Consider the following 23,948-nt stretch of genomic DNA (forward strand, 5'->3'; position numbering starts at 1 on the left):
AATGTTTCAAAAGCAAATCAAATGCCGGTTGAAATTCCTTTGCCAATCCAGTTTAATCCCTACAAACATCATTTTCGTTTTCTGCTAAGCGAACTTGAAAATTGGTATCCTGACAAGCCAGAAGAATGGCGACCGAAAATATTTTTGATCGGCAACAATTTGTTTGACTTTTATCTTGGTCTGCTATCATCCGAAAAGATTGCCGTTTTGTGCAACGAGTATTTCAACAACAGAAACATTAATAATCTACAATCATTTAACACGTGGATGGGTCAACGGGATTGGAAAAAAATACAATTACCCGACGAATCGGAATGGCTGATAAAAAGAGGCAATCTGGAAGAACGCTATATTCACATTCACCCTGCAAAATATTCAAAACATACCATCCGGGTGCGTGCTGCCACTTTAAAAACCGTCTTGGTTTTATGTATTTATAAAATACCAATTAGTAACGATGCTGCAGAAAATCTTCAAAAAGTTAACCGATTAAGAAATTCTGTTCTGAATTTATCACCTATAAATTCATTGGACGATCCGGATTCAGGGATCTTAAAACTCTGGCAACTTTTTGCAGATGCACAATCTAAATAACCAGCTAATAAAAATCCACTACCCCTGAAGTTGCAACACTTCCAGTACTGAATTTTTATAACTACGTCCGATTGGTAATTCTTTTCCGGGCACTTCGATACTGCTCGATGTAAACGCTTCAATTTTAGTGAGCGAAACAATATACGATTTATGAATACGCATAAAACCGTTATCAGGCAGTTTTTCAGCCATGTGCGTCATGCTGGTTTTGGTAATAATCTTTTTGTCTGTGGTATAAATCTGTACATATTCACTCAGGCCCTCAACGTAAAGAATATCACTTAAATGTACTTTCAGCACCTTTTTATTCTCCTTCACGTAAATAAAAGCCTCATCAGCATGACCGTTCGAAGGAACAACCTGACGCACCGCCGGGGCTTCTTCCTGAACCGACTGATAATACTTGTTTACCGACTTTAAGAATCGTTCGAAAGTGATGGGCTTTAGTAAAAAGTCGACTACATCGAGCTCAAAACCTTCGAGTGCGTATTCGCGATAAGCTGTGGTGATTATTACTTTGGGTGGATTTTTTAACGTTCGCAAAAATTCGATGCCGGTTATCTGGGGCATCTGAATATCCATAAACATTAAATCGATTTTATGATTGTGCAATTCCTGCAAGGCTTTCATGGCATCGCCGCACTCGGCACAAATCTCAAAATTATCAAGTTTTTCGATATGAGAGCGCATCAAATCACGCGCCAAAGGCTCATCATCGATAATGAGACACTTAGTTTTCATGATAATACGGATTAGCTATTGTTTTCTGTTTTCTACGGGAGCTTTCGCTCCAGTCTGTTTAATCTGTTTCCTAAATAGTACGAGAAAATCGTATAGAGTTACACTCAAGGGTAAATTTCTATACTAAATTCTCTGAAATTGTCGTCAATGTTCTCCACCAGCCTATGTTTTCCGGGGAAATTATAGTGTAAACGCCGGTATGTAATTTTATTGTCTTCATCGTTGGCAATGGTAAAATTGTTTTCGCTCCAAAAGGTAAACGAAAACAACAAATACTTTCGCTCTGCTTTTATAATGACTGTACTTTCGTAGTTTTCGTTACACTCGTAGGCAATTTTTATTGCAGAATTTATAAACGGAAGCAGCAAAAGTGGCGGTACTACATACGATTTGAGGTTTCCGCTTACAATAAAATTATTTGTTAGCCGGTGGTCCAAAGCATGATTATGTATAGCCATAAACTCTTCCAATAGTTTTACATCCTGTTCTAATGGAATCAATTCTTCTTTACCTTCGAAAAGGAAGCGGTTGAGGAAATTTGAAATATTAATGATCATTTCGGGAGCATGTTCCGCCCCTTTTTGTGTCAGCAACTCAAGTTCATTAATCAGCACCAGTACAATTTTAGGTTGTAACTGATACCGGAATATTTCAAGCTCGGTTTCAAGGGTGGAGCGTAACAATTCCTCTTTCTGGTTTTCGGCGCGGTACCAGGAACTTCCTGCTTTTATAGCCAGAAATACCAGAATTATATAATGATTTCCGACTCCGCTTATAACGATATTTTTAAAGTTCAGAAATCCGGAATCGAACATCCTGCTTTCATCAAAGAGCATATAAACGAGGTAATTACTTACCAGCAATTCAATTACAGAAAATACCACCAACAAGGCAAAAATTCCGATGGCAAACCATAAATAACGGTTTTTAAAGAATGTTATGGGGAGCAACCAGTAGGCAATCAAATAAGTATGAACAACAAATACAGGCAAGGTAATCAGGTAATACATCAGCCAAATAAACAAGGAATCCACTCCTTCATTCAATGTTTGTATGAAAGTAAACGATATCACCCATGCCAACCAGAAGATGACATGCAAAATATACGTCCGTCTAGTGATATGTGATATACGCATCTTCATCTGTATTCTGTAAAAGCAGGCTCACCGTAAACTGATCGCCCAAATCTTTCACTTTTAATGTATAACCCTGTTTTTCGTAAATAATATTTAAGCGTTTTTTTAAGCCGGCATAACCGCTCCCCTTCTCAATTTCTTTTGTTTTTTTCGTCAGATTTTCCGGTTTGCTATTTTCAATTTCAATCGCAATCGTATCGTATTCAACCTTCACCAGTATTTTTATCCACGGTGTTCCCGCATCCAAGCTGCTGCCGTGTTTAAAACTGTTTTCAACCAACATAAAAAGTATCATTGGCGGTATCATGGCTCCGTGTAAATTACCTTCGGTTTTATAGCTAACCTGCAAACGTTTTCCATAACGCAACTTCTCTAGCTGAAGATAATTTTCAACCAGCGCCACCTCATCTTCAAGCCGCACAAAATCTTTCATACTCTCATCAATAATGTATTTCAGCACAATTTTCATGCGGCTGATTACTTCGTTGGTTTTTGTAGGATTAAGCAACGAGAGCGCATACAAATTATTGATGGTATTGAACATGAAATGCGGATCGAACTGCGACTGCAACAAGGTACTTTGTGCTTTTCGGTGCTGCTGCTCCAGCTTTTTGCGAAGGTTTTCGGTAAGGATGTAATCTTTTACATATTTGGCAATACAAAACAGGGCCACAATAAAAGTCATGTCTTTTGTGTTCATCAAAATAAGACGAAGATTAAAGGCTCCGTTTGCGGACATATTCTCGGGCGCAATCGATGTGTAAAAAATATAATCGGAAAACAATAATTTCAATGCCGACAGGCCTATTCCAACCAACAAAAACACGATAACAAACCAAAACGGTTTGGCTTTTAACAACAACTCCGGAATGAGTAGGAAAATGGTGATATAGGCATAACCGAAAAAGAAAAATGCATTTCCTAAAGTCACCCACAAAATGTGCAAAAGGGTATCATTTTCTGTTTGTGCAAACAGAATAGCGGTGAATAGTAACACGGTTATAACAAAGAATATTAAGTGTCTTGTCCCCCTATACACCCAATTGTTATTGTACAACAACTTGTTCATTTAACAGCATCCTTAATATAAAGGTAGCAACATTAAAAAAAGCTGCTTTTAATTTACAGCTTCTTCAGCGTCTAAATCGGTACGTTTACTGACAAAAAAACACATTTTATCGTCGATACGATACCATTCATTGAAAAACCCTGCGCCTTTCAGCGCAGGGTTTCTTGCCGTGGTACTCACACCACATTATTCGTAATTACCCTGTCAATTCAAAATAAAAACCCCCGCCCACTGGCGGGGATTCATTTTCATACTTCTATGAAAAAAATTGCGCTGTTACTTAAAGTTCGTTTTAAAAGCTGGCTTGGTACTCGTCTTTAACCAGGTCGGGGAAATAACAAGCAATCAAACCCAGCAAGTCGTCTTCCGATTTTTTGTTCTGGCAAATTACCCGCTGTGCATAATAGGCTACCTTATCCAACTTCAATTCCATTTCCTCTTTCGGAAGCTCCTGGAAACGTGGTTCAATTTTCTTTACACCAAACACTTTGTTCCGGCAGGCATACTCAATTTCAAATTCTTCGGTACGTACAATAAATGTGGTACATTTATTTTCTTCTTCGCACAAAACGCCAATGCGTACCGGAGTGGTTACATTTTCGTAAGTCAACTCGTAAGTTGGTAATACCTGGTCTTCATAAAGCATTGGTGCATCCGAATTCACAATTGTATATTTACCAAATTCGGTAAGTGAATTTCCTGTCATAGCCTTGCCGTCTTTAATTTTTGCGGTGGCTCCCATGCTTAAAATCGCAATGCAAATACTGAAAAGAACTAGTTTTGTTTTCATCGTAATCGTTTTTAAATGTTTTCTGATTCAAATTTACGTAACAGACTGATGTCATGCTTTTTAATTCAGCATTCAGTAAAAACCAATCAACAAACAGCTGGTTTCTTTCTGCAAAATTCGTTGAAAGCTTTTCACCACTATATTTTTACAGTTACCCTAAAAAATGTGTATTTGGCAGATATTCAAATTCTGTAAACAGCAGGTATACTGCCAATTTTTAGGTTCCGGATTAAGCTAAAACAGAAAGATTTCGCTTATTTTGCAGGCTATGGACATTGCTTCGCTGAGCCATATAAAAAAGGAATTAAAGAATCTTCCGCCGGAAGTTTTGCAGGATGTTGTTGTGCGATTGGCAAAGTATAAAAAGGACAACAAAGAGCTGTTAAGTTACCTTTTGTTCGAGGCCCACAACGAAACAGAATATATACGACAGGTGAAAGAAGAAATTGATCTTGAATTTCTGGGCCTTAACCGAAGCAGTTTTTACCTGGCAAAAAAAACACTTCGTAAGGTTTTAAAAACCACCAATAAGCACATCCGTTTCTCGGGACAAAAGGAAACCGAGATTGAATTGCTCTTGTATTTCTGCAAAAAGCTAAAAGACTCGGGCTTAAATTACAAACGCAGCCGCGTGGTGTTTAACATGTATCTGAACCAGGTAAAACGTATTCAGCAAGTCATTTCCATGCTTCACGAAGATTTACAATACGACTACCGCGAAGAACTTGAAGCCTTGTAAATTGTTGTTCTCTGAAAGCGGATTACGATGATAAACATTACCTGGCTGAGAAGAGATTTACGTTTAACAGATAACACCGCGCTGAACCACGCGCTGCGTAGCGATAACAAGGTGTTGGTGCTTTTTATTTTCGACACCAATATTTTAGATGAACTGGACGAAGACGATGCACGGATAACTTTTATCCACCAACGACTTACCGGCCTGGATCAGCAACTTCACGAAGTGAATTCCGGACTTGTGGTAAAATCCGGTGATCCAATAAAAATCTGGCAGGAACTGATCAGCAACTTTAAAATTAGCGAAGTACACTTTAACCGCGATTACGAACCTTATGCAACAAAACGTGATGATCAGGTAAAACAACTTCTGCAGCAAAACAATATTTCAACATTCCCGCACAAAGACCAGGTTATTTTTGAGCCCCACGAAGTATTAAAGGCTGACAATACACCTTACACGGTTTACACGCCCTACAAAAACAAATGGCTCGAACATTTTAATCCCAAACAACTAAAAGCTGAAGAAAACCTAAAAACGGACAGGTTCGCAGCCATTGACGCGTCACTTCCAACACTGGAAGAGATCGGTTTTCAGAAATCATCGATTGCCGTGAAAGACTACGATCTTTCGGTGCTAAGCGACTATTCGCAAACACGTGATATTCCTTCGCTTAACGGAACCAGCAACCTAAGTGTACATTTACGTTTTGGTACGGTAAGTATCCGGAAAATTGTAAATCAGGTTTATAAAGTCTCTCCGGTTTTTCTGAGCGAACTGATTTGGAGAGAGTTTTTCATGCAGATTCTCTTTCACTTCCCTCGTGTGGTGAACGAAAATTTCAGGGCGAAATACAACGGCATACAGTGGCGCAATAACGAAAAAGAATTCGAGCGTTGGTGCGCAGGAGAAACCGGTTATCCGATTGTAGATGCAGGAATGCGCGAACTGAATAAAACCGGCTACATGCACAACCGCGTTCGAATGATAACAGCAAGTTTTTTGTGTAAACACCTGTTAATCGACTGGCGTTGGGGAGAAGCTTATTTTGCCAAAAAGCTGCTTGATTTTGAGCTTTCATCGAACAACGGCAACTGGCAATGGGCGGCCGGTACGGGTTGTGATGCGGCACCTTACTTCCGTGTTTTTAATCCAACCGAACAGGTAAAAAAGTTCGATAAGGATTTTCGTTACATACAAAAATGGGTGCCCGAATTCAGGGAACTCACCTACCCTGCTCCAATGGTCGACCATAAAATGGCCCGAAACCGAGCTTTGGAAACCTACAAAAAAGGTATTGCAGATTAATTGTTCATCATTGTTCACCGAACATAAAAATTGGAACAAATTATTACCTTTAGCAACCAACTAAATAAATCTGCTATGATCAAAAAACTTTATCTGCTTAGCTTATTCATCCTTCCCCTTGCAACTTTTGCCCAATTGGAGAATGTAAAATCAACACTCGAAATTTATAATATCGAAACCAACAAGCGCGAAATAGTGCGTAGCGAGGAAGCTCATTTTGAAGCACCAAACTGGAGCCGCGACGGCAATTTTCTGGTGATCAATCAAGATGGAAAATTGTATAAAGTTGATTTGAAAACGAATAAAAAAACACTGATAAATACCGACTTCGCCGATCGTTGCAACAACGACCACGGCATTTCATTCGACGGAAAATATTTGGCCATTAGTCATTTCGATCAGTCGGGTGCTCCCGAAGGAGAAACTTACTACGGTGGTTCGAGAATTTATGTGGTGCCGATTGAAGGAGGAACTCCCAAAGCTGTTACACCAAATACACCATCGTACTGGCATGGCTGGTCGCCCGACGGGAAACAACTGGCTTATTGTGCCGAGCGCAATGGCGAATACGACGTATATACCATTTCTGTTGATGGCGGTGAAGAAACCCGCTTAACCACAGCAACCGGTTTGGATGATGGTCCCGAATATTCTCCCGATGGAAAAATCATTTATTACAACTCGATGGCCTCGGGGAAAATGGAAATCTGGCAAATGGATGTTGACGGCTCGAATAAAAAACAATTGACCAACGATGCCTACTCCAACTGGTTTGCACATCCATCTCCCGACGGGAAAAGTTTTGTGTACATCAGTTACCACGAAGATCAGGGAAGCGGTCATCCTGCAATGAAAGAAGTTTCGCTGCGTTTGATGAACCTTACCGACGGATCGATAAAAACATTGTGTTCGTTTACCGGCGGCCAGGGTACTATCAATGTTCCTTCGTGGTCGCCCGATGGCAAACGTTTTGCATTTGTGACCTACGAGTATTTTAAATAAACGCAATAAAAATTTTTATAAGTATTGAACTCCTGATTAGGCTTAGCATCTTTCACAACTGATTTATGCCCGGTCCTTTTATTAGAACTAAACACCAAAAAATATGAATACAGAAAATACCTTTAACGAAGAAACACTTCCTACAGAGAACCAACCGCAAGTTAAACCGGAAACATTGGAGCTTACTGAAGAAATTAACCGAAACCTGCATAGTGCCGGAAAATGGAGTCAGTTTTTAGCTATCCTTGGATTTATTTCAACAGGATTTATGATACTGGCCGGAATTACAATGAGCATTGTAACAGCATTCATTCCGTCAGAAGCGGATATTTTTCCTTTCCCAATGTTTCTGGTTGGTTTTATTTATATAATTTTTGCAGGGATCTATTTCCTGCCAATCTTCTATCTATTCCGATTTTCAAACAGTATAAAACAAGCCATCGCCTTAAAAAAACAAGATCAGTTGTCCACCGCATTCAACAATTTGCGTGCGCATTACAAAACCTTTGGCATTATCGTAATCGTCTTTATGTGCCTTTATCCAGTCATAATTATTGGTTTCGTTTTATTCGGTTTGTTTTCCGGCTTTGGGAGCGCATTAGAAGGAATTCCGATGTAACGAAAATCCGGTACGGATTTGATTTTAGTAAGTAAATAGAATGGTAGAAAAGTACAACCCGGTACGGGTTGGATGAAATTCACCATTTCGCTAATAAGTAGTCCATTTAAGCCTAACGCTGGCTTATCATCTCTCCGCAATTTCTTACTTTTGCATCAGAATTAAAACAAACAAGATGAGCGACGACAAGAAAATAATTTTTTCGATGTATAAGGTGAGTAAAACTTACCCACCCAGTAAAACAGTAATCAAAGATATTTCGCTTTCGTTTTTCCTCGGTGCCAAAATTGGTATCATCGGTTTAAACGGATCGGGAAAATCTACCCTGCTGAAAATTATTGCCGGACAGGATCAGGCCTACAATGGCGAACTGGTTTTTGCACCGGGTTATTCGGTTGGTTTACTCGACCAGGAGCCACAACTCGATGAAAGCAAAACCGTTATCGACGTGGTAAAAGAAGGCACGCAGGAAACTGTTGACGTGCTAAACCGCTACGAAGAAATCAACCAGCTGTTCGGATTGCCCGAAGTTTACGAGAACCCGGACAAAATGGACGAGCTGCTGAAAGAACAGGCGGAACTGCAGGAAAAAATGGATGCTCTGGATGCCTGGAACCTCGACAGCAAACTCGAGCGTGCAATGGATGCATTACAATGTCCGCCAAACGATCAGCCTATAAGCGAACTTTCGGGTGGTGAGCGCCGCCGTGTGGCACTGTGTCGTTTGTTGCTGCAGGAACCCGACGTGCTGTTGCTCGACGAGCCTACCAACCACCTGGATGCCGAGAGTATTTTGTGGTTGGAAGCCCACCTCGATCAGTACAAAGGAACGGTTATCTGCATCACGCACGACCGTTATTTTCTGGATAATGTTGCCGGCTGGATCCTTGAGCTCGACCGTGGACAAGGTATTCCGTGGAAAGGAAACTACACCTCGTGGTTGGAGCAAAAATCAAAACGTTTGGAGCAGGAAGAGAAAGGCAGTCAGAAACGCAAAAAGACTCTGGAACGTGAGCTGGAATGGGTACGAATGGCGCCAAAAGCGCGTCATGCAAAAAGCAAAGCCCGTTTAAGTGCTTACGATAAAATGCTGAATGAAGACGCCAGACAGAAAGAAGAAAAACTGGAAATCTTTATTCCAAACGGTCCACGACTGGGCGACAAAGTGGTTGAAATGGAAGGTGTGAAAAAAGGTTTTGGAGAAAAACTATTGTTCGAAGACCTGAGTTTCAAATTGCCTCCTGCAGGAATTATCGGCGTAATTGGTCCGAACGGTGCCGGTAAAACCACACTGTTCAAACTCATTATGAAACAATTGGAAGCCGATAACGGAAGTATTGATATTGGCGAAACGGTAAAAGTGAGTTACGTGGATCAAACCCACGAAGCTATCGATCCGGAGAAAACTGTTTACGAAGTGATCTCAGGCGGAACAGAAACCATTATGCTGGGCAACAAACAAGCAAACGCCCGCGCTTATGTCGGCCGATTTAATTTTAACGGAGCCGATCAGGAAAAGAAATGCGGTGTACTTTCGGGTGGTGAACGTAACCGTTTGCACCTGGCACTGGCATTAAAATCGGAAGGTAACCTCTTGTTGCTCGATGAGCCAACCAACGATATCGATGTAAATACACTTCGTGCGCTGGAAGAAGGTCTGGACAATTTTGCCGGTTGTGCTGTTGTAATTTCGCACGACCGCTGGTTCCTCGACCGTATTGCCACACATATCCTTGCTTTTGAAGGCGATGGTCATGTGCATTTCTTCGAAGGTTCGTTCTCGGAATACGAAGAGAACCGTAAAAAACGTATGGGCAACGAAACACCAAAACGTTTTAAATATAAAAAGCTGATGGCTTAGGAAGCTTGAGGTTGGAAGACCGGAGACGGAAGACCGAAGTTAAAGACCCGTTCTGTATTTTTTGAATTCATACAGAACGGGTCTTTTTTTATTGCGCCCAAATAGAATACCTATTTGTATTTTTATTTTGTTTTCTTATTGATTTGCTCTAACTTACTTAAGTAACTAAAAATTAATAAGATGAAAAGAATTGCGTTAGGATTCATTGTAATCCTTTTGGTTTGTACCATTCACACCACACAAGCACAGGAAAATGGTAAACAAATTTGGTATTGCTGGGAAGAAGAAGTTCATCCCGAGCATATAAACGATTACTGGGCTTTCAGTAAAGAACTGGCCCAATTGTGCAAAGATGAAAATTATAACTACGAGTTTTATGCGTGGACCACAGGTGATTTTAAGTATCAGTATTGGCATCCGATCAGTTCATTAGCTGATATTGAGGACCTGGAAAAAGGTTGGAGTAAAATTATGGAGAAGTTTGGTGAAGAGAAAACCGCAAAATGGGTAAAAACCATTAAATCAAACTATTCGAAAACGATTACCGAATATGATGAATTGAGTATAATGCCGGAAGTTAACCGCATCCCAATGGACAGCGTAAACTACATGGAATTTCAGGAATTTTATATCATTCCGGGGAAACAACAGGAATTCAGGAAAATAATGAAAAAAGCTGTTGACTATTTCGAATCGGAAGGACATAACGATATGTGGCGGGTTGCATCAGGAGATTTGGGCTATAACGGGCCTGTTTATGTTGGATGGTCGTATGGCAAGAACCAGCTGGATTACCTGGAATACGACAAAATATTTTCGGAGAAATACGAGGACTTCTTTGAGGATTTGAATAAGGATTTTCTGAAAATTCTGAGAACAGTAAAAAGATATGATTCGTGGTATTTACGGGACTTGAGTTATAGTAAAAACTAAATTTTCAGGAAAAGATAAAACTGAATTGAAAAGGCTCCATAAGAAAGTTATGGAGCCCTTTTTATGCTACAACCTCAAACTCTTCACTTACCGGAAAAACTGAAGTCTCTCCGAATAAATATCCTTTAAAACTTCAATCGGCGACAAAACACTCATAACTAAATGATATTGAATGAATAACCCCTTAACCAAGTTTAACTTTTCTGTTAGATTGACTATCTTTGAATACCGATTAAAAACTCAAAACAACTAACTATGACTTTTAAATTAAACCTTCTTATCGCTTTTGCGCTGACCACTACTGCTGTATTTGGTCAGAATTCGCCGAATACAAATTCTACATTTTCCGGGAATGATGATGTTCTGTACAAACATTCGATTGGAGCTTCTCTTTTTATGCTTTATAATTTTTTTCCTGATGCGGCCGACTATTATTTGTTAACCTATGGCTACCAGATTGATGAGAAAAACAGAATTTTTGTGGAATTTAACACCTGGAAATACGAGGAACCAATTGGTACTTATGGCGATTCTGACGAACTATATCCCGGATTTGTACGCGCCTTTGGAATTGGTGCCGGTTACCAGCATTTTTTTTGGAAAGGTTTATTTACAACCGTACAAGCCACTCCTTTTATAAAACAATATTACGACACCGAAGATGAAAAAATCCAAAAGGGATTTCAATTATACCTGCAGTTTGTAGCCGGTTACCGTTTTGAAATGTTTAAAAAGCGGTTTTACGTAGAACCTGCCATTGCACTCAAATACTGGCCTGTGGATACCAATTTCCCTGCAGATTTTGCAGAAGTTGAAAAAGGAGCTCCCAATAATATTTTTGAGCCCAGTCTGAATTTTGGCTATAAGTTTTAAGATCGGTTACGGCAATAAAAGATCAGACTCTTAACTCGCTTATGGCTTTCTAATCCTCCGTCCCGATTTTATCGGGACACCTCCTTTTCAAAAAAGGAGGAGGTCGTCCCCCCTGCCTACCGCCAGGCAGGCTTGGCGAAGGGGGATTCAAGGGGGATTGACTAAAAAAAATGATCATTCATTTCTTAGAACAAAACTAGCAACTCGAAGCTAGCGACTAGTAACTTTCCTCTAATACTTCTGCAGCAATTCCAGCAACTTCCGGTCGAGTTTGTGGCCGTGCCAGTCTTCGTATTCAATGTCTTTTCTTCCGGAATCGAGCAATCCAAAATCGCCTCTGAAATTCCATAAGGCAAAACCAATTTTATTTTCAGCTAGTACGCTGAGCACATCCCCAAACCAACTCAGAAAAACATCGTGAGGTGTTTCGCGCCAGCACCCGCATTCGCCGCAATGTACGCCTACCCCGTTTTTCACTGCATCGATCCACGGTTTATAAAAATCCTCAATGGTTTCACGACTGAAATTGTTACCATCAATCTCACCGGGCCACACAGGCATTGGTGCATCATCCGGGTTTTCCCACACCCACGGGGCGCGGTAATGCGATACATAATGCGGATAATAACCGCGGCAACTCTGACCGATTTCCAAATCAAAAATCTCAGGGATCACGTCGGCACCCACATTGTTTCCGTCGGCTACTACCAAGTGGTTTGGATTGTATTCGCGAATGGTTTCCAATGCTGTTTTAGCCACTTTGCGGTACAACTCCCCGGGAATCGGTCCGCGCTGCGAAAACTGGTCATTCATATCTTCGCGGGTACAGGGTTCGTTCACCAAATCGAAACTGATCTGCTTATCGGAATACGAAGCAAAACGTTTTGCCCACATCCCCCAATGCGTGTAAAAAGCTTCCTGCGCCTTTTCATCCTGCCACAGGTTGTAGGGCTCGTTAAAACCGGCATTCACGCAAAATCCCGGTGCACGGTGTAAGTTCAGACTTACATGCAATCCGTGTTTATTGGCGGTATCAACCAAGTGCTGAATGTTGTCCACCTCTTTCTCATCGAAATTCAGTACATCATCGGGTGTAATCGGTGCAGACGGATCGAATTTTATATAACGCGGATACGCCATCGGGATGCGTACAAAGTTAAATCCCCAGTCGGCCATCCATTTAAAATCCTCTTCGGTTGATCCGTTGGAATTATTTCCTTTGGCAGGCGAAAAATAATCGAGAAGGTTAAATCCGCGCCAATGTGGTAAGGCATTTGTTGTTTGAGGTTGGCAAGCCGACATCGTACCCGCCATACCAACTCCGGCAGTTACCAGCCCGGTAGTTTTTATAAAATTTCGTCGTTGCATAGTTGGTTTAAATTGGTTTTACTCTCAAATATATCAGATTTTGTTAAATCCATTGTTGTTCGGTTTTGTTAAATCCGTTCACCACCTCACCGCTGTAAACGCGGTCCCCTCCTCCTGTCAGGAGGAGAAATTTAGTATATGAAACATACTTTATACTTCAAACATTGTTTGGATTGCGATTATTTCTCCTCCTTTGAGGAGGAGTACATCCGCCGGTTGGCGGATGGGAGGTGGTCCAATTTTTCCCAATCAAATCAGTCACTGTAAATACATCAGATTACCCAAAAAAAACATAACTTAGAAACCTAAACAGAACTAAACTACCTGATTATGAAAATCACATTTATCTTCATTTTAAGCTGCTTTTTGGCTTTTACCACACACGCACAGAATTCAAAAATAAATGTTGTTGTAATTGGCGCCCACCCCGACGATGCCGACGTGGATGTTGGTGGTACCGCCTACCAGTTTGCACAATTGGGACACAATGTATTGTTTGTTTCGCTGACGAACGGCGATGCAGGCCATTATAGCAAAGGCGGCGGTGCGCTGGCCAAAATACGGATCAATGAAGCTCAGGAAGCGGGTAAACGAATTGGTGTAAGCTACAAAGTCCTCGATAACCACGACGCAGAGTTGATGCCAACACTTAAATTACGCCACGATATCATTCGTATCATCCGAAACTGGAATGCCGATGTGGTAATTACACACCGTCCGTACGATTATCATCCCGACCATAGAAATACAGCCACTGCGGTTCAGGATGCTGCTTTCCTGGTAACAGTACCCAATGTTGCTCCCGATGTTCCGGCACTGAAAACGAATCCGGTATTTTTGTATTCGCACGACAATTTCCAGAAACCGAATCCTTTTCAACCCGATATTGCTGTTGATATTTCGGCCGTGTACGATAAAAAAGTGTATGGAATGGCAGCCCACGAATCGCAGTTCTTTGAGTGGCTACCGTGGTTAAACGGACAGCTGGAAGACGTACCCGATAACGAGAAGGACCGCCTGGAATGGTTGGGCAAAATGCGTTTAAATACTCCCTCTCCTGCCATGCGTAAATCGCTGGAAAAATGGTACGATGCCGAAACCGCAGAAAAAGCAAGCGCCGTTGAAGCTTTTGAAATTTGCGAGTTTGGCCGGCATCCTTCTGATGAAGAGATACGCATTTTATTTCCGATGTTGGGAAAGTAGTTTTTAGCGATTAGCTTATTAGCAGATTACTTCTCCACCAGAAAGTGGCTCGCAATACCATGATTGGCTGTAGCCATCATCTGAAAAGTTATGTCAGAGGCCCTGAGTTAAAGCAGACCGCTATTCGGCGCTCGCTCCCCTTTTAAGGGGAGCTCCCGACAGGGAGAGGGGTAAAAAATAAATTATCTACTGAATGAGCCTATGAGCAAACTTCAAAAGAAAACCTACCCGTTTTTCTAAGCCGACTTTTGCTTTTCCGATATTATGTTTACATTTATTGTGCTAAAACTTTAAACCGTTGAATACGCACCCTGAAATAACAACAGAAAATAAGTATAACATAATAAGGTATGTTATCCCTCCATTTTGGGCGGATAACATTACTTTTTTAAATGAGATAATGAAAATAACATCCATTGGTGATGTTATACACTAGTTAGCGGACAGTGAAAAAAAGCTCAACTGCACAATTGAAAACCATTAATATAAAATGAATTTAAATTATTTATATACACCGATTCAAACAATTGTTGACCCACCTATAGATACTAAAGAACAGGAATTACCTTTAGAGAAATTATCTTGGGAAGACTTTGAAAAACTATGTTTAGCTGTTGTACAAATTGATTTTACAATAAACGACTGTGAAATCTATGGTATCAAGGGACAAGCTCAAGAAGGGATAGACATTTATGCTAGGCAAACAAATGGAAGATATAGTTCATATCAATGCAAAAGATACCAAGATTTTGAGTTAAATGATATAAATAAAGCTGTTAAATACTTTAAGAGTAAGGAGTTTTTTGACAAAAGTGATAAACTATATTTATGCACCTCTTGCGAATGGAACAAAACACAAGTTCAAGATAGATTTGAAGAATTAAAAACTGAACTTGGTAAGGAGAACATAACTTTAGTAAAATGGGACAAAATTCAACTGTGTAGACTTCTTAAAGACAAACCTCAAATAGTGTTTGATTTTTTTGGTTTAGAATGGGTGAAAAAATTTAATGGCAAACCCGCTGTGCAACAAATTTCAGAAGCAAAAAAGTACGATGCTAAACAAATTATAGAATTCAGGAGTGAATTATACGAATTTTATTCTACAATTTTTAACAATCAAGACCCTGGTATTCCTATAAAAGAACTAAACAGTCCATATACTTTACAAGAAAGATTTATTATTCCAGACATTCTTTCAAGCGTTAAAGAAGAAGGCTTTGAAAACAATAGTGAAACTTCTTCTTCAACCTCAAATCAAAACGAGTATTATTATGATGATTATGGTTATGGATATGTTGAGGATGAATTACGACGAAGAAATTTCAATAATCAAAATGATGTAGAAGATAGTAGCATTGATATTCGAATAAAAACAGATGATGCGCTTATAACTTACAATAAAAATATAATTATTGGAGACCCCGGAGCTGGTAAAAGTAGTTTACTTAGATATATAACACTTGACATATTAAGTTCAGAACCTCAATTAGAAAACATTTCTCAAAAATATGGTAAAACCTTACCAGTTTGGTTGCCCTTTGCCTTTATAACAAAACACCTCAGTAAAGATGATTCTTTAAGTATTTCTGAAATACTATACCTTTGGTTTAAAGGTTTTGGCAAACCTCATTTATTCGAAATCGCAAAAGAAGCATTAGATGATGAACGATTATTCTTAGTTATTGACGGGATTGATGAATGGAGCAGTTTTTCATCTGCACAACAGGCTATATCACGCATCGAAACAATAAGGGGATTATATGATTGTAAAATTCTTTATTCAAGTAGACCTTATGGTTTTAGAATGTTAAAGGATATTTTTACAAATTTAAACACATTAAATTTAGCAGGTTTTTCTAAAAACCAACAAAGGAATTTTGTTGAGAAATGGTACAATAAATGGGCTTCATTGCAAGGTGATACTCAAAATGACGATTTTTCAAAAACACTAACTGATAATTTTATAAAAGAATTAGAACAATCAGGAGATTTAAAAAAACTAGCTGAAATACCATTGTTGTTAAGTATTTTGATAATACAAAAAATGCAAGATTCGGTATTACCTAAAAACAAGCTAGAGGCACTTAAAGAAATAACTCAATATTTAATAAAAAAGCATCCTGTAAAACGTATAACTGACGCAGGGATTGTTCAAGAAAGAATAATAGAAGTAGATTTTAAAGATATTTTCTGCGAACTAGCAATTTACATTCAAAAAGAAAGTAATGACGGTGTAATCTTAAAATGTGATGCTCATAAAATAATAAAGCAGTATCTAGTTTTTTATGCAGGTTATGATGAAGCAAGAGCTAAAGTTCGTAGTCAAGAGTTGATTGAGCTTGGTGCTAATAATTATGGAATAATAATTGAAAAATCAAATGATGAAATTTCTTTTGGTCATAAACAATTTCAGGAGTTTTTAGCAGCTCAATATCTATATGAGTCTGATGATGAAACAGTAAACCAGTTTATAAATCAGTATGGAGCCAATCCAGCTTTTCACCAAGTAATTATAAGCTTATTTGGTCTAATGCAATTAAAACAGGTTAAAAAGTACAATAACCATTTTGAAGCATTAAAAGGGGCAACTCACGATAAATGTCAAGAGGATTATCTTAAATTAATTTCATATGAGGTTGCAATTGACTTAGACAATGCACCGACTGGAGTTATGAATGTAGCTTTTGATTCAATCATTAATGAATTCGTCTTTGAAACCGACCCGTCATATAAAGAAGCTTTACTTAAACTAATTATTATTGCTCTTCAAACTGGAAGATTAAAAGAAAAGGTTGTGGATTTTTTAATTCAATTTTTCCCCTACCAGTATAAGTATAGAGATTATCGAGTTAACGCTCTAAGATATTCTAATAAGTTAAACACAAGTCAAATTGAATTTCTAAAAAAAGCATTAATCAATGGGACAATAGAGATACGATATGATGCTTCTTATGCATTCAAGAAGCACATAAAAAATGGAGAAGTTTTTAATTTTATTAAAGATTTAATTCATAATTGTTCAAATCCAGATATTTTAGCCTTCGCTATTAATAGTATTATAACAAATGACATCACAGAGCAAGAAAGAGATGACCTTGTTAAGTCTGTTGTTGCTGATGTCCCAATTGTTCAGCTTTACTTATTTAAGTATAAAATTTTCACAAAAAAACACACTCAAGATGATTTAGAACAGATAATCCCAATTGTAAATCAATTGCCTTACCAGTTAAAACAAGAGTCAATTGAACTATTGATAGATGGATTTAATCAAAGTAGTAATCTGAAAAAAATATTAATTAAATCGATTGATAGTAAGGGATTTTATAATGAAGAAGAAACTACCATTGATAGTGGAATTGCCTGGAAGGTTCTTTTTCATTCCTTTAATGAGGACACAGATGTAATTAATCTCATTAAAATACAATTTGAGAATGAAGAATTTCCTTTCAATTCTGCTGATAAACACGAAATGTTTCAAAACTTACTTCATTATTTTAAAAATAAGGAAGAGTTGATTCCTTCTGTTGAAAAATGGTTGGACAAGCGATTGGAAAAATACAGTTTTGTTGACCCTGAAGTTGCATTTGCAAGTATTTTTATTCATTCAGAAAAAGCAAAAGAGATACTCCTTAAAGATTTACCAAATTCAGGAGTTTCTCACTGGAATGTAATGGCTCTATTGCAAGGTTGGGCTGATGATGAGTCTATCAAAGAAAAACTCAAAGAGTATTTTAGAACAATTGAAACAAAAAAAACATCTGCATCCGCTCATTTTATATCAAAAGTTTTTGATAGTAGCGAAAAAGAAGAAGCTATAAAAATCCTAGAACAAATCCTTTTTGATAAGAAAATAACTTTTAGGGAAAGGTCTATTTCTGCTCTCATTGAACTAGATAAAGAATATTTTGAAAAAAATATTTTGAAAACACTAATTAATGAATTAGAGTCCTTCCCTAAAGACTTTTTTGGTCAATATTATTCCGCACTAGATACAATTGTAAAGAACTTTCCTTCAAACACGATTGTCCAATCATATATATTGGAGAGAATAGAAAATGATAATAGTTTATACAACCTAGCTATTCAGTATTTTCCAGAGTTAATAAAAGAAGAAGAAAAGCTACTTGAGAAATCAATTCCTTTGGCAAAAGAGTTAAGGTCACTAATTATAGAGTCTTTTGCAAATTTATCTATACTACCAAGTAAAATTGAATCTGTTTTAAGCAATTTTGAAGAAGAGGCAGAAGAAGAAATAATGGGCGATATGGCGATTTGTTTATTCAACCATATCAAAGAAACTAAAGCAGATAGTATCTTAGAGCTTAGTAAACCGATAATTTTTGCAAGGGGGTTTGACAATGAAGTAAAGAGAAACATTGCGTTTGCAGGTTATTTGATTTTAAGAAAACTCGATGAATATTTTACAATAGAAAGTGAGGATAGTCCCAAAGACAAATCAAGAATGCTTGATATTTTTAGTGAGCAAGATTACAGAAAGTCTTCAAGTGGGCTAATGATTAAATCAATCATCGATAATTTTGATTACCTGATTTCTTTTGCGGGAAAAGATTTTGAACTTATTGTCGATAATCTAAAGTTCAAAAAAAATGCTGAGGATATTTGGGGATTCTTTGCAAGGCACTCTGTAAAATCATCTCCAACTTACAGCCATATAATGGAATTTATATCCAATAATTCCGCTACAATTAAAAATAGTTCGTTAATCAGTTTTCTTAACAGAACAACACCTAAAAGTCCCATTTTAAAAGATATTTTATTAAGATTTATTACTACCAATGATAACAATAGAAATAATTATAATGTAATTCTTGCAGGTAGACTATTAGGTGCAAATTTTAATAATGACCCCTTAGTTTATAAGGAAGTTTGTAAGGTTAAGGATGTTTATGATGTAGGAAGGATTATGGCTTTATGTAGTGGGTGGCAAGAAGAACCAGTTCTAAAAAAGATATTTGATGATATAGTTGAACATCAAATTTTAGTAGATAATTATGTAGGCTTCAATCTAAAGTTTTTATTTAGAAACGTAAATAATTTGACTGAATTTATTAAGGGAGTATCTACAAATAGTGGTGAATTTAAAAGATATCACAGGTTTTTCTTTATTCCAATGATTGAACGCTTGAAAAGAGATAAAGATTTTAGTTCAGCTATTAAGGAACTTTTATTGTCAAGCAATTCATTAAGCGAAAAAATATCTTTTTACAACTTACTCTCACAAGTTAATATGCTAGATGAAGATGTTACTTTATGGAAAAATAAAATAACTGATTTTAAAAATGACTTTGGATACGATATTGTTTCAAATAAAACAGTGCGCTTAAAGGATATTTTATATGATTTTTATTACTAAACAAATGAAAACACCGAACCGCTAACATTTTGTATAAGTAATGGCAGGGAAAGTACTTAATATCCAGGATTGTAACTCGCTCAAACTACGTAGTGGTTTGACAGGAAAGTGCCACGTAATCTGCCACTACTCATACAATTTACCGTTAGCGGTAAATTTAAATGAAGAAAGAAATTGAATAAAATCTACAAATATCGTCCATTAAATGACTTCCTTTTTAAGGAATTATACTATCAGGAACTATACTTTGCATCTTATCTTGAACTTAATGACCCGTTAGACTTGAGCGCAAGAATGGATTTTTCAACAGATGACTCAAAAGCTATCGCAGGATTTCTGCACTTTCTTCTAACATCTCAATTTTGCTTTAGACATGAGGCAATAAATAAAGAATCTAACACAAAATGGTTAAAATTCATAAAGGATAAAGACTCAAAGGAATTATTGAAAAACGAGATTTTCAAAAGAATTGAAGATAAAAAAGGGCAAAATCTCTGGACTTTTGAAATTTCGAGCATAATAAAAGAATCAATAAAATCTGCACAACTTGACTTAACTTTTGATAAAGACAAATTTGAAAAAGAGATACAAAGGTTAACAGATAAATTCTTGCGAAATAGCTTTGTTTCTTGCTTTTCCGAAACGAATTCAGATTTTCTAATGTGGTCTCATTATTCAAGTAAACACTCTGGAATTTGCGTAGAATTTAAGCTCGAAAATCTGGGCATGTTTCCATTTGAGATGAAAGGGAAAAGAGATTTTGATAAAGAAAAATACTTGAAAAGATTTTCAGAATGGCAGAGCAAATCCTCTATTTATTGGGATACACTAAGAAAAGTAGAGTATGTAAAAGAACAACCTTACATTAATTTCTTTGATTTTTCGCCCGTTTGGGGAAATGAACACGATTGTGACTTAATAGGCTTATCAAAAAGTTGGACACATGAATACGCCTATAAATTAGAACATGTATTCTCTCAAAAGACAAATGGTTGGGAATACGAAAATGAGTGGAGATTGATAGAAATTAATTTTGAAACTAATAAAGAATCCGAAGATAGGATTAGACATTATCCAATTGAGGCTCTTTCAGCAATTTATTTTGGTGTGAATACTCCAAATCATATACGGAATCGGATTTATAAGATGTTTATAAACAAATCAAATGATATTAGTTTCTTCGAATCTAAACTTAATGGTACCAATAATATAGAATTTTATGAATGGGAATTTATTGAAGAATAAAAATCTACTGCTAACACGTGGTATAAGGCATGGCTGGGTTTGTGCGGATTCGACAAGTCGAATCTCGTCCCAACCTCAGTTTCGGTCGAACACTCAGACTCTCGTCTGACCGCCACCACCGTTATAGCGCATTAAAAATGAAGCATTTCACTAACATATTGCTCTTAGTTTTAGCTTGTTTCGGACTACATGCTCAAGAGATTGACACCTTCATACTACATCAACCAATTTCAAAATATGATACGATTATTTATAAACGTATTGTTCGATTTGACAAAGATGATAGCTTATATCATGTAGAGGATTATTTTGAAAACGGACAGATTCAAATGAAAGGCACATATAGATCGTTTGATAAGAACGTAAAAGAAAATTATTGGTGCAATTATAAAACAAACACAAAACAGGGACTTTATCAGACATGGTATGAAAATGGAAATCCGGAAAGCAAATACAATTATCTTGACGGCAAAAAAAATGGTATTTGCGAGGAATTTTATTCAAATGGACAAATAAGTGATAGAGGATATTGGATTCCGGATGATATCGAAGGAAATACACGTGGAATGAGGCAAGGTAATTTTAAAGGTTGGTCAAAAGATGGGGAATTACTATATGATTTTGATTACGACCACGGATTAAAAGTGAATCCAATTGATACGAATTATCATTACCTGATTTACACTCCTTCTGATTATGAACCTGACTCGTTAAAAGAATACCCTCTTATAATTTATCTTCATGGAGGTTCACATAGAGGAACCGATCTAAAAAAATTATATGGCTACGGAATACCTGACCAAATCTATAGAGGTAGAGAATTCCCCTTTGTAATAGCAGCGCCACAATGTCCGGTTTTAATACGTTGGTCAACCGATAATTGGTTTGAGAACTTTTTTGCTGAAATAACATCAAAATACCGGATAGACACAAATAGAGTTTACCTGACAGGAATGAGCCTTGGAGGATCCGGAACATGGTATCTCGCAATAAAATATCCTGAAAAATTTGCAGCAATTGCTCCAATGAGCGGCTTTACCAGTCATATCGAATCTATTTCTAAGAATTCAGATAATTTGATTGATATACCAATTTGGGCATTTCATGGAGTGATTGATGAGACCGTTCCTGTTGAAGAAACGGATAGAATGATTGAAAAGCTAAAAGGAAAAAATAAAAACTTAAGATATACAAGAATGCCCGAGGTTGGACATTGGATTCAATGGTTAGTATATCCGGAGCAGGAATTGTATGATTGGTTTTTGAAATATGATAAAAGAAATAAATAATAAGGGGCTATAACAAAGTACTTATTGCAGGGCGGGGTTTGGTGGTACGCCAACAGCGGATTGGCTTTAGGCCGATTTCCGCTTCGCTCCAATTCTCGTTTCGCAGTTCCGTGTCCGCCAGCTGGCGAACAGGAACGAGCTCCGAAATCCGCAACGACAACATTTACCAACCGTTACCTGTAAGCTTAAAATAATGAACGACATAGTAAAAAATATCATCCATAATATTTCCCCTATTTCAGACAAATCATTTCTTGAAATTGAAAGATTACTAGAATTCGAATCTTATGCAAAAGGAGAAACCTTTATTTCAAAAAACAAACGTAACAACAATGAATATTTTGTATTAAATGGAATTTGTAAAAGCTTTCTTATAAATCCGGAGGGAGAAGAAATAACCATTTCATTCTTTGAAGAAAACTCAATTCTTTCACCGCATTCTACAAGAGTTTCAGAAAATAAATCAAGTTATTATTTTAAAGCATTAACAGAATTGGAAGTGGCTTCGATAAATGCCGTTGCGTTTGAAAAGTTGATGATTGATAATTTAGAAATCAGAGATTTCGGCAATGCTGTTTTATTTAAGGAATTACAATCAAAAGTTGAAAAAGAAATAGGATTAGCATCATTTACGGCAAAAGAAAGACTAATTGCGTTTCGACAAAAGTATAAAGGATTAGAGAATTTAATCCCACATACAGATATTGCTTCATATCTTGGGATTACAAATATATCATTGAGCAGATTAAGAAAAGATTTGTTGGAGTAGGTTCTTTTATCAATTGTTAATGGAAGTCACATAATCACCCCGTAATTTTGCTTCATAATCAGAAAACAAGAAAGTTATGAAAGCAATGTTTTTACTTTTTCTATTAACGTCGACCGTGGCACACGCACAAAAGAAAGCGATGGTAAAAAACGGGGATATTAATTTAAATACTACAGTCTATTCGGATGACAAAACCGAAACGGTGCTCTTACTTCATGGAGGTCCCGGTGTACCAGATGAAATGCTCGAAGTTGTCGATATTCTTAAAAAAAATTATCGGGTAATTACATTTGAACAGAGGGGCGTTGGTGCTTCCTACTGTGAAAATTGTTCGTATACAATGGAAGACTATATTTCCGATATCGATGCAATACTTGAGAAATATAAGATCTCGAAAGTCCATCTTTTTGGACATTCGTGGGGTGGTTTATATGCGCAGATTTACGCCATTGAACGACCTGAAAAAATAAAAAGTTTGTTCTTATGCAGCCCAAGTTCGGGAACTAACACGCTTTGGAAGAAAACCGAAAAAGAAGTTTTGTCTTTTAATCGAAAAATGACATCCAACAAAGAATGGATAAATATGGGATGGAACTCCTTTTTAGGTATGCTGGGAAGCGACAAAGCTTACGGGAAAGTATTTAAGCAAGTTCTGAAAAATTACTATACAGGCTATTGTGATTTAAAACTTGACGATGAGTTTTACTCAAAAATACATTCCAAACCAATCAACAAAACACGAAAAGAAATAAGGAAATATAAATTGCTGGTAGAACTTACAAATCCGCGATTTCCTATATTAATTACCTATGGAGATAATGATATTTATGGTGAGAGTAAAGATGAGCTGCCAAAAAGATTTCCAACTGCAAATATTAAGTCCATTAAAAAAAGTGGACATATTCCGTGGAAACACAATTATGTTGAATTTCAGAAAATATTAGTTAATTATTATAATATTGAAAAGCCAGCTGAATGAACAATCTTTCCCACATTAAGTGTTGTAATTATTGGGAAAAATTAATACCAATG

The 23,948-nt window shown here is 37.2% G+C and carries 19 protein-coding genes; 14 read left to right on the forward strand and 5 right to left on the reverse strand.

Features of this window, described 5'->3' with window-relative positions; genetic code table 11:
• The first annotated feature begins 21 nt into the window (after positions 1-21).
• Positions 22-594: a hypothetical protein gene (locus SLH46_RS13525; RefSeq protein ID WP_320281733.1), complete on the forward strand. Its 573-nt coding sequence runs from the start codon at positions 22-24 to the stop codon at positions 592-594.
• 18 nt (positions 595-612) lie between these two features.
• On the opposite strand, the gene SLH46_RS13530 is transcribed toward SLH46_RS13525, so the two are convergent.
• The 4 genes from SLH46_RS13530 to SLH46_RS13545 form a co-directional block, all read right to left on the reverse strand.
• Entirely contained in the window at positions 613-1,335 is a 723-nt protein-coding gene (locus SLH46_RS13530) for a LytR/AlgR family response regulator transcription factor (RefSeq protein ID WP_320281734.1), read from the reverse strand.
• A gap of 104 nt (positions 1,336-1,439) precedes the next feature.
• Positions 1,440-2,471, reverse strand: a complete 1,032-nt coding sequence (locus tag SLH46_RS13535) for a histidine kinase (RefSeq protein ID WP_320281735.1) — start codon at positions 2,469-2,471, stop codon at positions 1,440-1,442.
• A complete protein-coding gene (locus SLH46_RS13540; protein ID WP_320281736.1) occupies positions 2,449-3,468 on the reverse strand; it encodes a sensor histidine kinase in 1,020 nt (339 codons plus the stop codon). The genes SLH46_RS13535 and SLH46_RS13540 overlap by 23 nt, the downstream gene beginning before the upstream one ends.
• Positions 3,469-3,832: 364 nt before the next feature.
• Positions 3,833-4,330, reverse strand: coding sequence for a hypothetical protein (locus SLH46_RS13545; protein ID WP_320281737.1), 498 nt, complete (start codon positions 4,328-4,330; stop codon positions 3,833-3,835).
• Between the two features lie 268 nt (positions 4,331-4,598).
• Here SLH46_RS13545 and SLH46_RS13550 point away from each other — a divergent pair, with 268 nt between their 5' ends.
• The 7 genes from SLH46_RS13550 (at position 4,599) to SLH46_RS13580 (ending at position 11,665) form a co-directional block, all read left to right on the forward strand.
• Positions 4,599-5,069 carry a hypothetical protein gene (locus SLH46_RS13550; RefSeq protein WP_320281738.1) on the forward strand — a complete coding sequence of 157 codons (471 nt, stop codon included), beginning with the start codon at positions 4,599-4,601 and terminating at the stop codon, positions 5,067-5,069.
• 27 nt (positions 5,070-5,096) lie between these two features.
• Entirely contained in the window at positions 5,097-6,377 is a 1,281-nt protein-coding gene (locus SLH46_RS13555) for a cryptochrome/photolyase family protein (protein WP_320281739.1), read from the forward strand.
• Positions 6,378-6,452: 75 nt separating this feature from the next.
• A complete protein-coding gene (locus tag SLH46_RS13560; RefSeq protein WP_320281740.1) occupies positions 6,453-7,379 on the forward strand; it encodes a TolB family protein in 927 nt (308 codons plus the stop codon).
• A 103-nt stretch (positions 7,380-7,482) separates the two neighbouring features.
• Positions 7,483-7,998, forward strand: a complete 516-nt coding sequence (locus tag SLH46_RS13565) for a DUF5362 family protein (RefSeq protein WP_320281741.1) — start codon at positions 7,483-7,485, stop codon at positions 7,996-7,998.
• Positions 7,999-8,173: 175 nt separating this feature from the next.
• The gene (gene ettA, locus SLH46_RS13570; RefSeq protein ID WP_320281742.1) at positions 8,174-9,859 is read left to right on the forward strand and encodes an energy-dependent translational throttle protein EttA; all 1,686 of its coding nucleotides are present in this window, start codon (positions 8,174-8,176) and stop codon (positions 9,857-9,859) included.
• A gap of 180 nt (positions 9,860-10,039) precedes the next feature.
• On the forward strand, positions 10,040-10,792 hold the full coding sequence (locus SLH46_RS13575; protein WP_320281743.1) for a hypothetical protein: 753 nt from the start codon (positions 10,040-10,042) through the stop codon (positions 10,790-10,792).
• A 255-nt stretch (positions 10,793-11,047) separates the two neighbouring features.
• Positions 11,048-11,665, forward strand: a complete 618-nt coding sequence (locus SLH46_RS13580) for a hypothetical protein (protein WP_320281744.1) — start codon at positions 11,048-11,050, stop codon at positions 11,663-11,665.
• 231 nt (positions 11,666-11,896) lie between these two features.
• On the opposite strand, the gene SLH46_RS13585 is transcribed toward SLH46_RS13580, so the two are convergent.
• Complete coding sequence (locus SLH46_RS13585) at positions 11,897-13,033, reverse strand: cellulase family glycosylhydrolase (protein WP_320281745.1); 1,137 nt, start codon at positions 13,031-13,033, stop codon at positions 11,897-11,899.
• A gap of 330 nt (positions 13,034-13,363) precedes the next feature.
• Between SLH46_RS13585 and SLH46_RS13590 the strand changes: the two genes are divergently transcribed.
• The 6 genes from SLH46_RS13590 (at position 13,364) to SLH46_RS13615 (ending at position 23,895) form a co-directional block, all read left to right on the forward strand.
• A complete protein-coding gene (locus SLH46_RS13590; RefSeq protein ID WP_320281746.1) occupies positions 13,364-14,236 on the forward strand; it encodes a PIG-L deacetylase family protein in 873 nt (290 codons plus the stop codon).
• A gap of 490 nt (positions 14,237-14,726) precedes the next feature.
• Positions 14,727-19,613, forward strand: coding sequence for an NACHT domain-containing protein (locus SLH46_RS13595; protein WP_320281747.1), 4,887 nt, complete (start codon positions 14,727-14,729; stop codon positions 19,611-19,613).
• 174 nt (positions 19,614-19,787) lie between these two features.
• The gene (locus SLH46_RS13600; RefSeq protein ID WP_320281748.1) at positions 19,788-20,858 is read left to right on the forward strand and encodes a DUF2971 domain-containing protein; all 1,071 of its coding nucleotides are present in this window, start codon (positions 19,788-19,790) and stop codon (positions 20,856-20,858) included.
• Positions 20,859-20,995: 137 nt separating this feature from the next.
• Positions 20,996-22,147: a prolyl oligopeptidase family serine peptidase gene (locus SLH46_RS13605; RefSeq protein WP_320281749.1), complete on the forward strand. Its 1,152-nt coding sequence runs from the start codon at positions 20,996-20,998 to the stop codon at positions 22,145-22,147.
• A 193-nt stretch (positions 22,148-22,340) separates the two neighbouring features.
• On the forward strand, positions 22,341-22,916 hold the full coding sequence (locus tag SLH46_RS13610; protein WP_320281750.1) for a Crp/Fnr family transcriptional regulator: 576 nt from the start codon (positions 22,341-22,343) through the stop codon (positions 22,914-22,916).
• 76 nt (positions 22,917-22,992) lie between these two features.
• Positions 22,993-23,895 (forward strand): alpha/beta hydrolase, encoded by a 903-nt coding sequence (locus SLH46_RS13615; protein ID WP_320281751.1) that lies wholly within the window; start codon positions 22,993-22,995, stop codon positions 23,893-23,895.
• Positions 23,896-23,948 lie beyond the last annotated feature (53 nt).

Source organism: Draconibacterium sp. IB214405 (genome assembly GCF_033963885.1).
GTDB lineage: Bacteria > Bacteroidota > Bacteroidia > Bacteroidales > Prolixibacteraceae > Draconibacterium.

Bases quoted from the DNA above. Each gene is read 5' to 3' on its own strand.
- SLH46_RS13605 (WP_320281749.1), top strand. From the start codon at position 20,996: ATGAAGCATTTCACTAACATATTGCTCTTAGTTTTAGCTTGTTTCGGA.
- SLH46_RS13565 (WP_320281741.1), top strand. From the start codon at position 7,483: ATGAATACAGAAAATACCTTTAACGAAGAAACACTTCCTACAGAGAAC.
- ettA (WP_320281742.1), top strand. From the start codon at position 8,174: ATGAGCGACGACAAGAAAATAATTTTTTCGATGTATAAGGTGAGTAAA.
- SLH46_RS13525 (WP_320281733.1), top strand. From the start codon at position 22: ATGCCGGTTGAAATTCCTTTGCCAATCCAGTTTAATCCCTACAAACAT.
- SLH46_RS13535 (WP_320281735.1), bottom strand. From the start codon at position 2,471: ATGCGTATATCACATATCACTAGACGGACGTATATTTTGCATGTCATC.
- SLH46_RS13585 (WP_320281745.1), bottom strand. From the start codon at position 13,033: ATGCAACGACGAAATTTTATAAAAACTACCGGGCTGGTAACTGCCGGA.
- SLH46_RS13545 (WP_320281737.1), bottom strand. From the start codon at position 4,330: ATGAAAACAAAACTAGTTCTTTTCAGTATTTGCATTGCGATTTTAAGC.
- SLH46_RS13580 (WP_320281744.1), top strand. From the start codon at position 11,048: ATGACTTTTAAATTAAACCTTCTTATCGCTTTTGCGCTGACCACTACT.
- SLH46_RS13615 (WP_320281751.1), top strand. From the start codon at position 22,993: ATGAAAGCAATGTTTTTACTTTTTCTATTAACGTCGACCGTGGCACAC.
- SLH46_RS13590 (WP_320281746.1), top strand. From the start codon at position 13,364: ATGAAAATCACATTTATCTTCATTTTAAGCTGCTTTTTGGCTTTTACC.
- SLH46_RS13550 (WP_320281738.1), top strand. From the start codon at position 4,599: ATGGACATTGCTTCGCTGAGCCATATAAAAAAGGAATTAAAGAATCTT.
- SLH46_RS13530 (WP_320281734.1), bottom strand. From the start codon at position 1,335: ATGAAAACTAAGTGTCTCATTATCGATGATGAGCCTTTGGCGCGTGAT.
- SLH46_RS13555 (WP_320281739.1), top strand. From the start codon at position 5,097: ATGATAAACATTACCTGGCTGAGAAGAGATTTACGTTTAACAGATAAC.
- SLH46_RS13560 (WP_320281740.1), top strand. From the start codon at position 6,453: ATGATCAAAAAACTTTATCTGCTTAGCTTATTCATCCTTCCCCTTGCA.
- SLH46_RS13575 (WP_320281743.1), top strand. From the start codon at position 10,040: ATGAAAAGAATTGCGTTAGGATTCATTGTAATCCTTTTGGTTTGTACC.
- SLH46_RS13595 (WP_320281747.1), top strand. From the start codon at position 14,727: ATGAATTTAAATTATTTATATACACCGATTCAAACAATTGTTGACCCA.
- SLH46_RS13610 (WP_320281750.1), top strand. From the start codon at position 22,341: ATGAACGACATAGTAAAAAATATCATCCATAATATTTCCCCTATTTCA.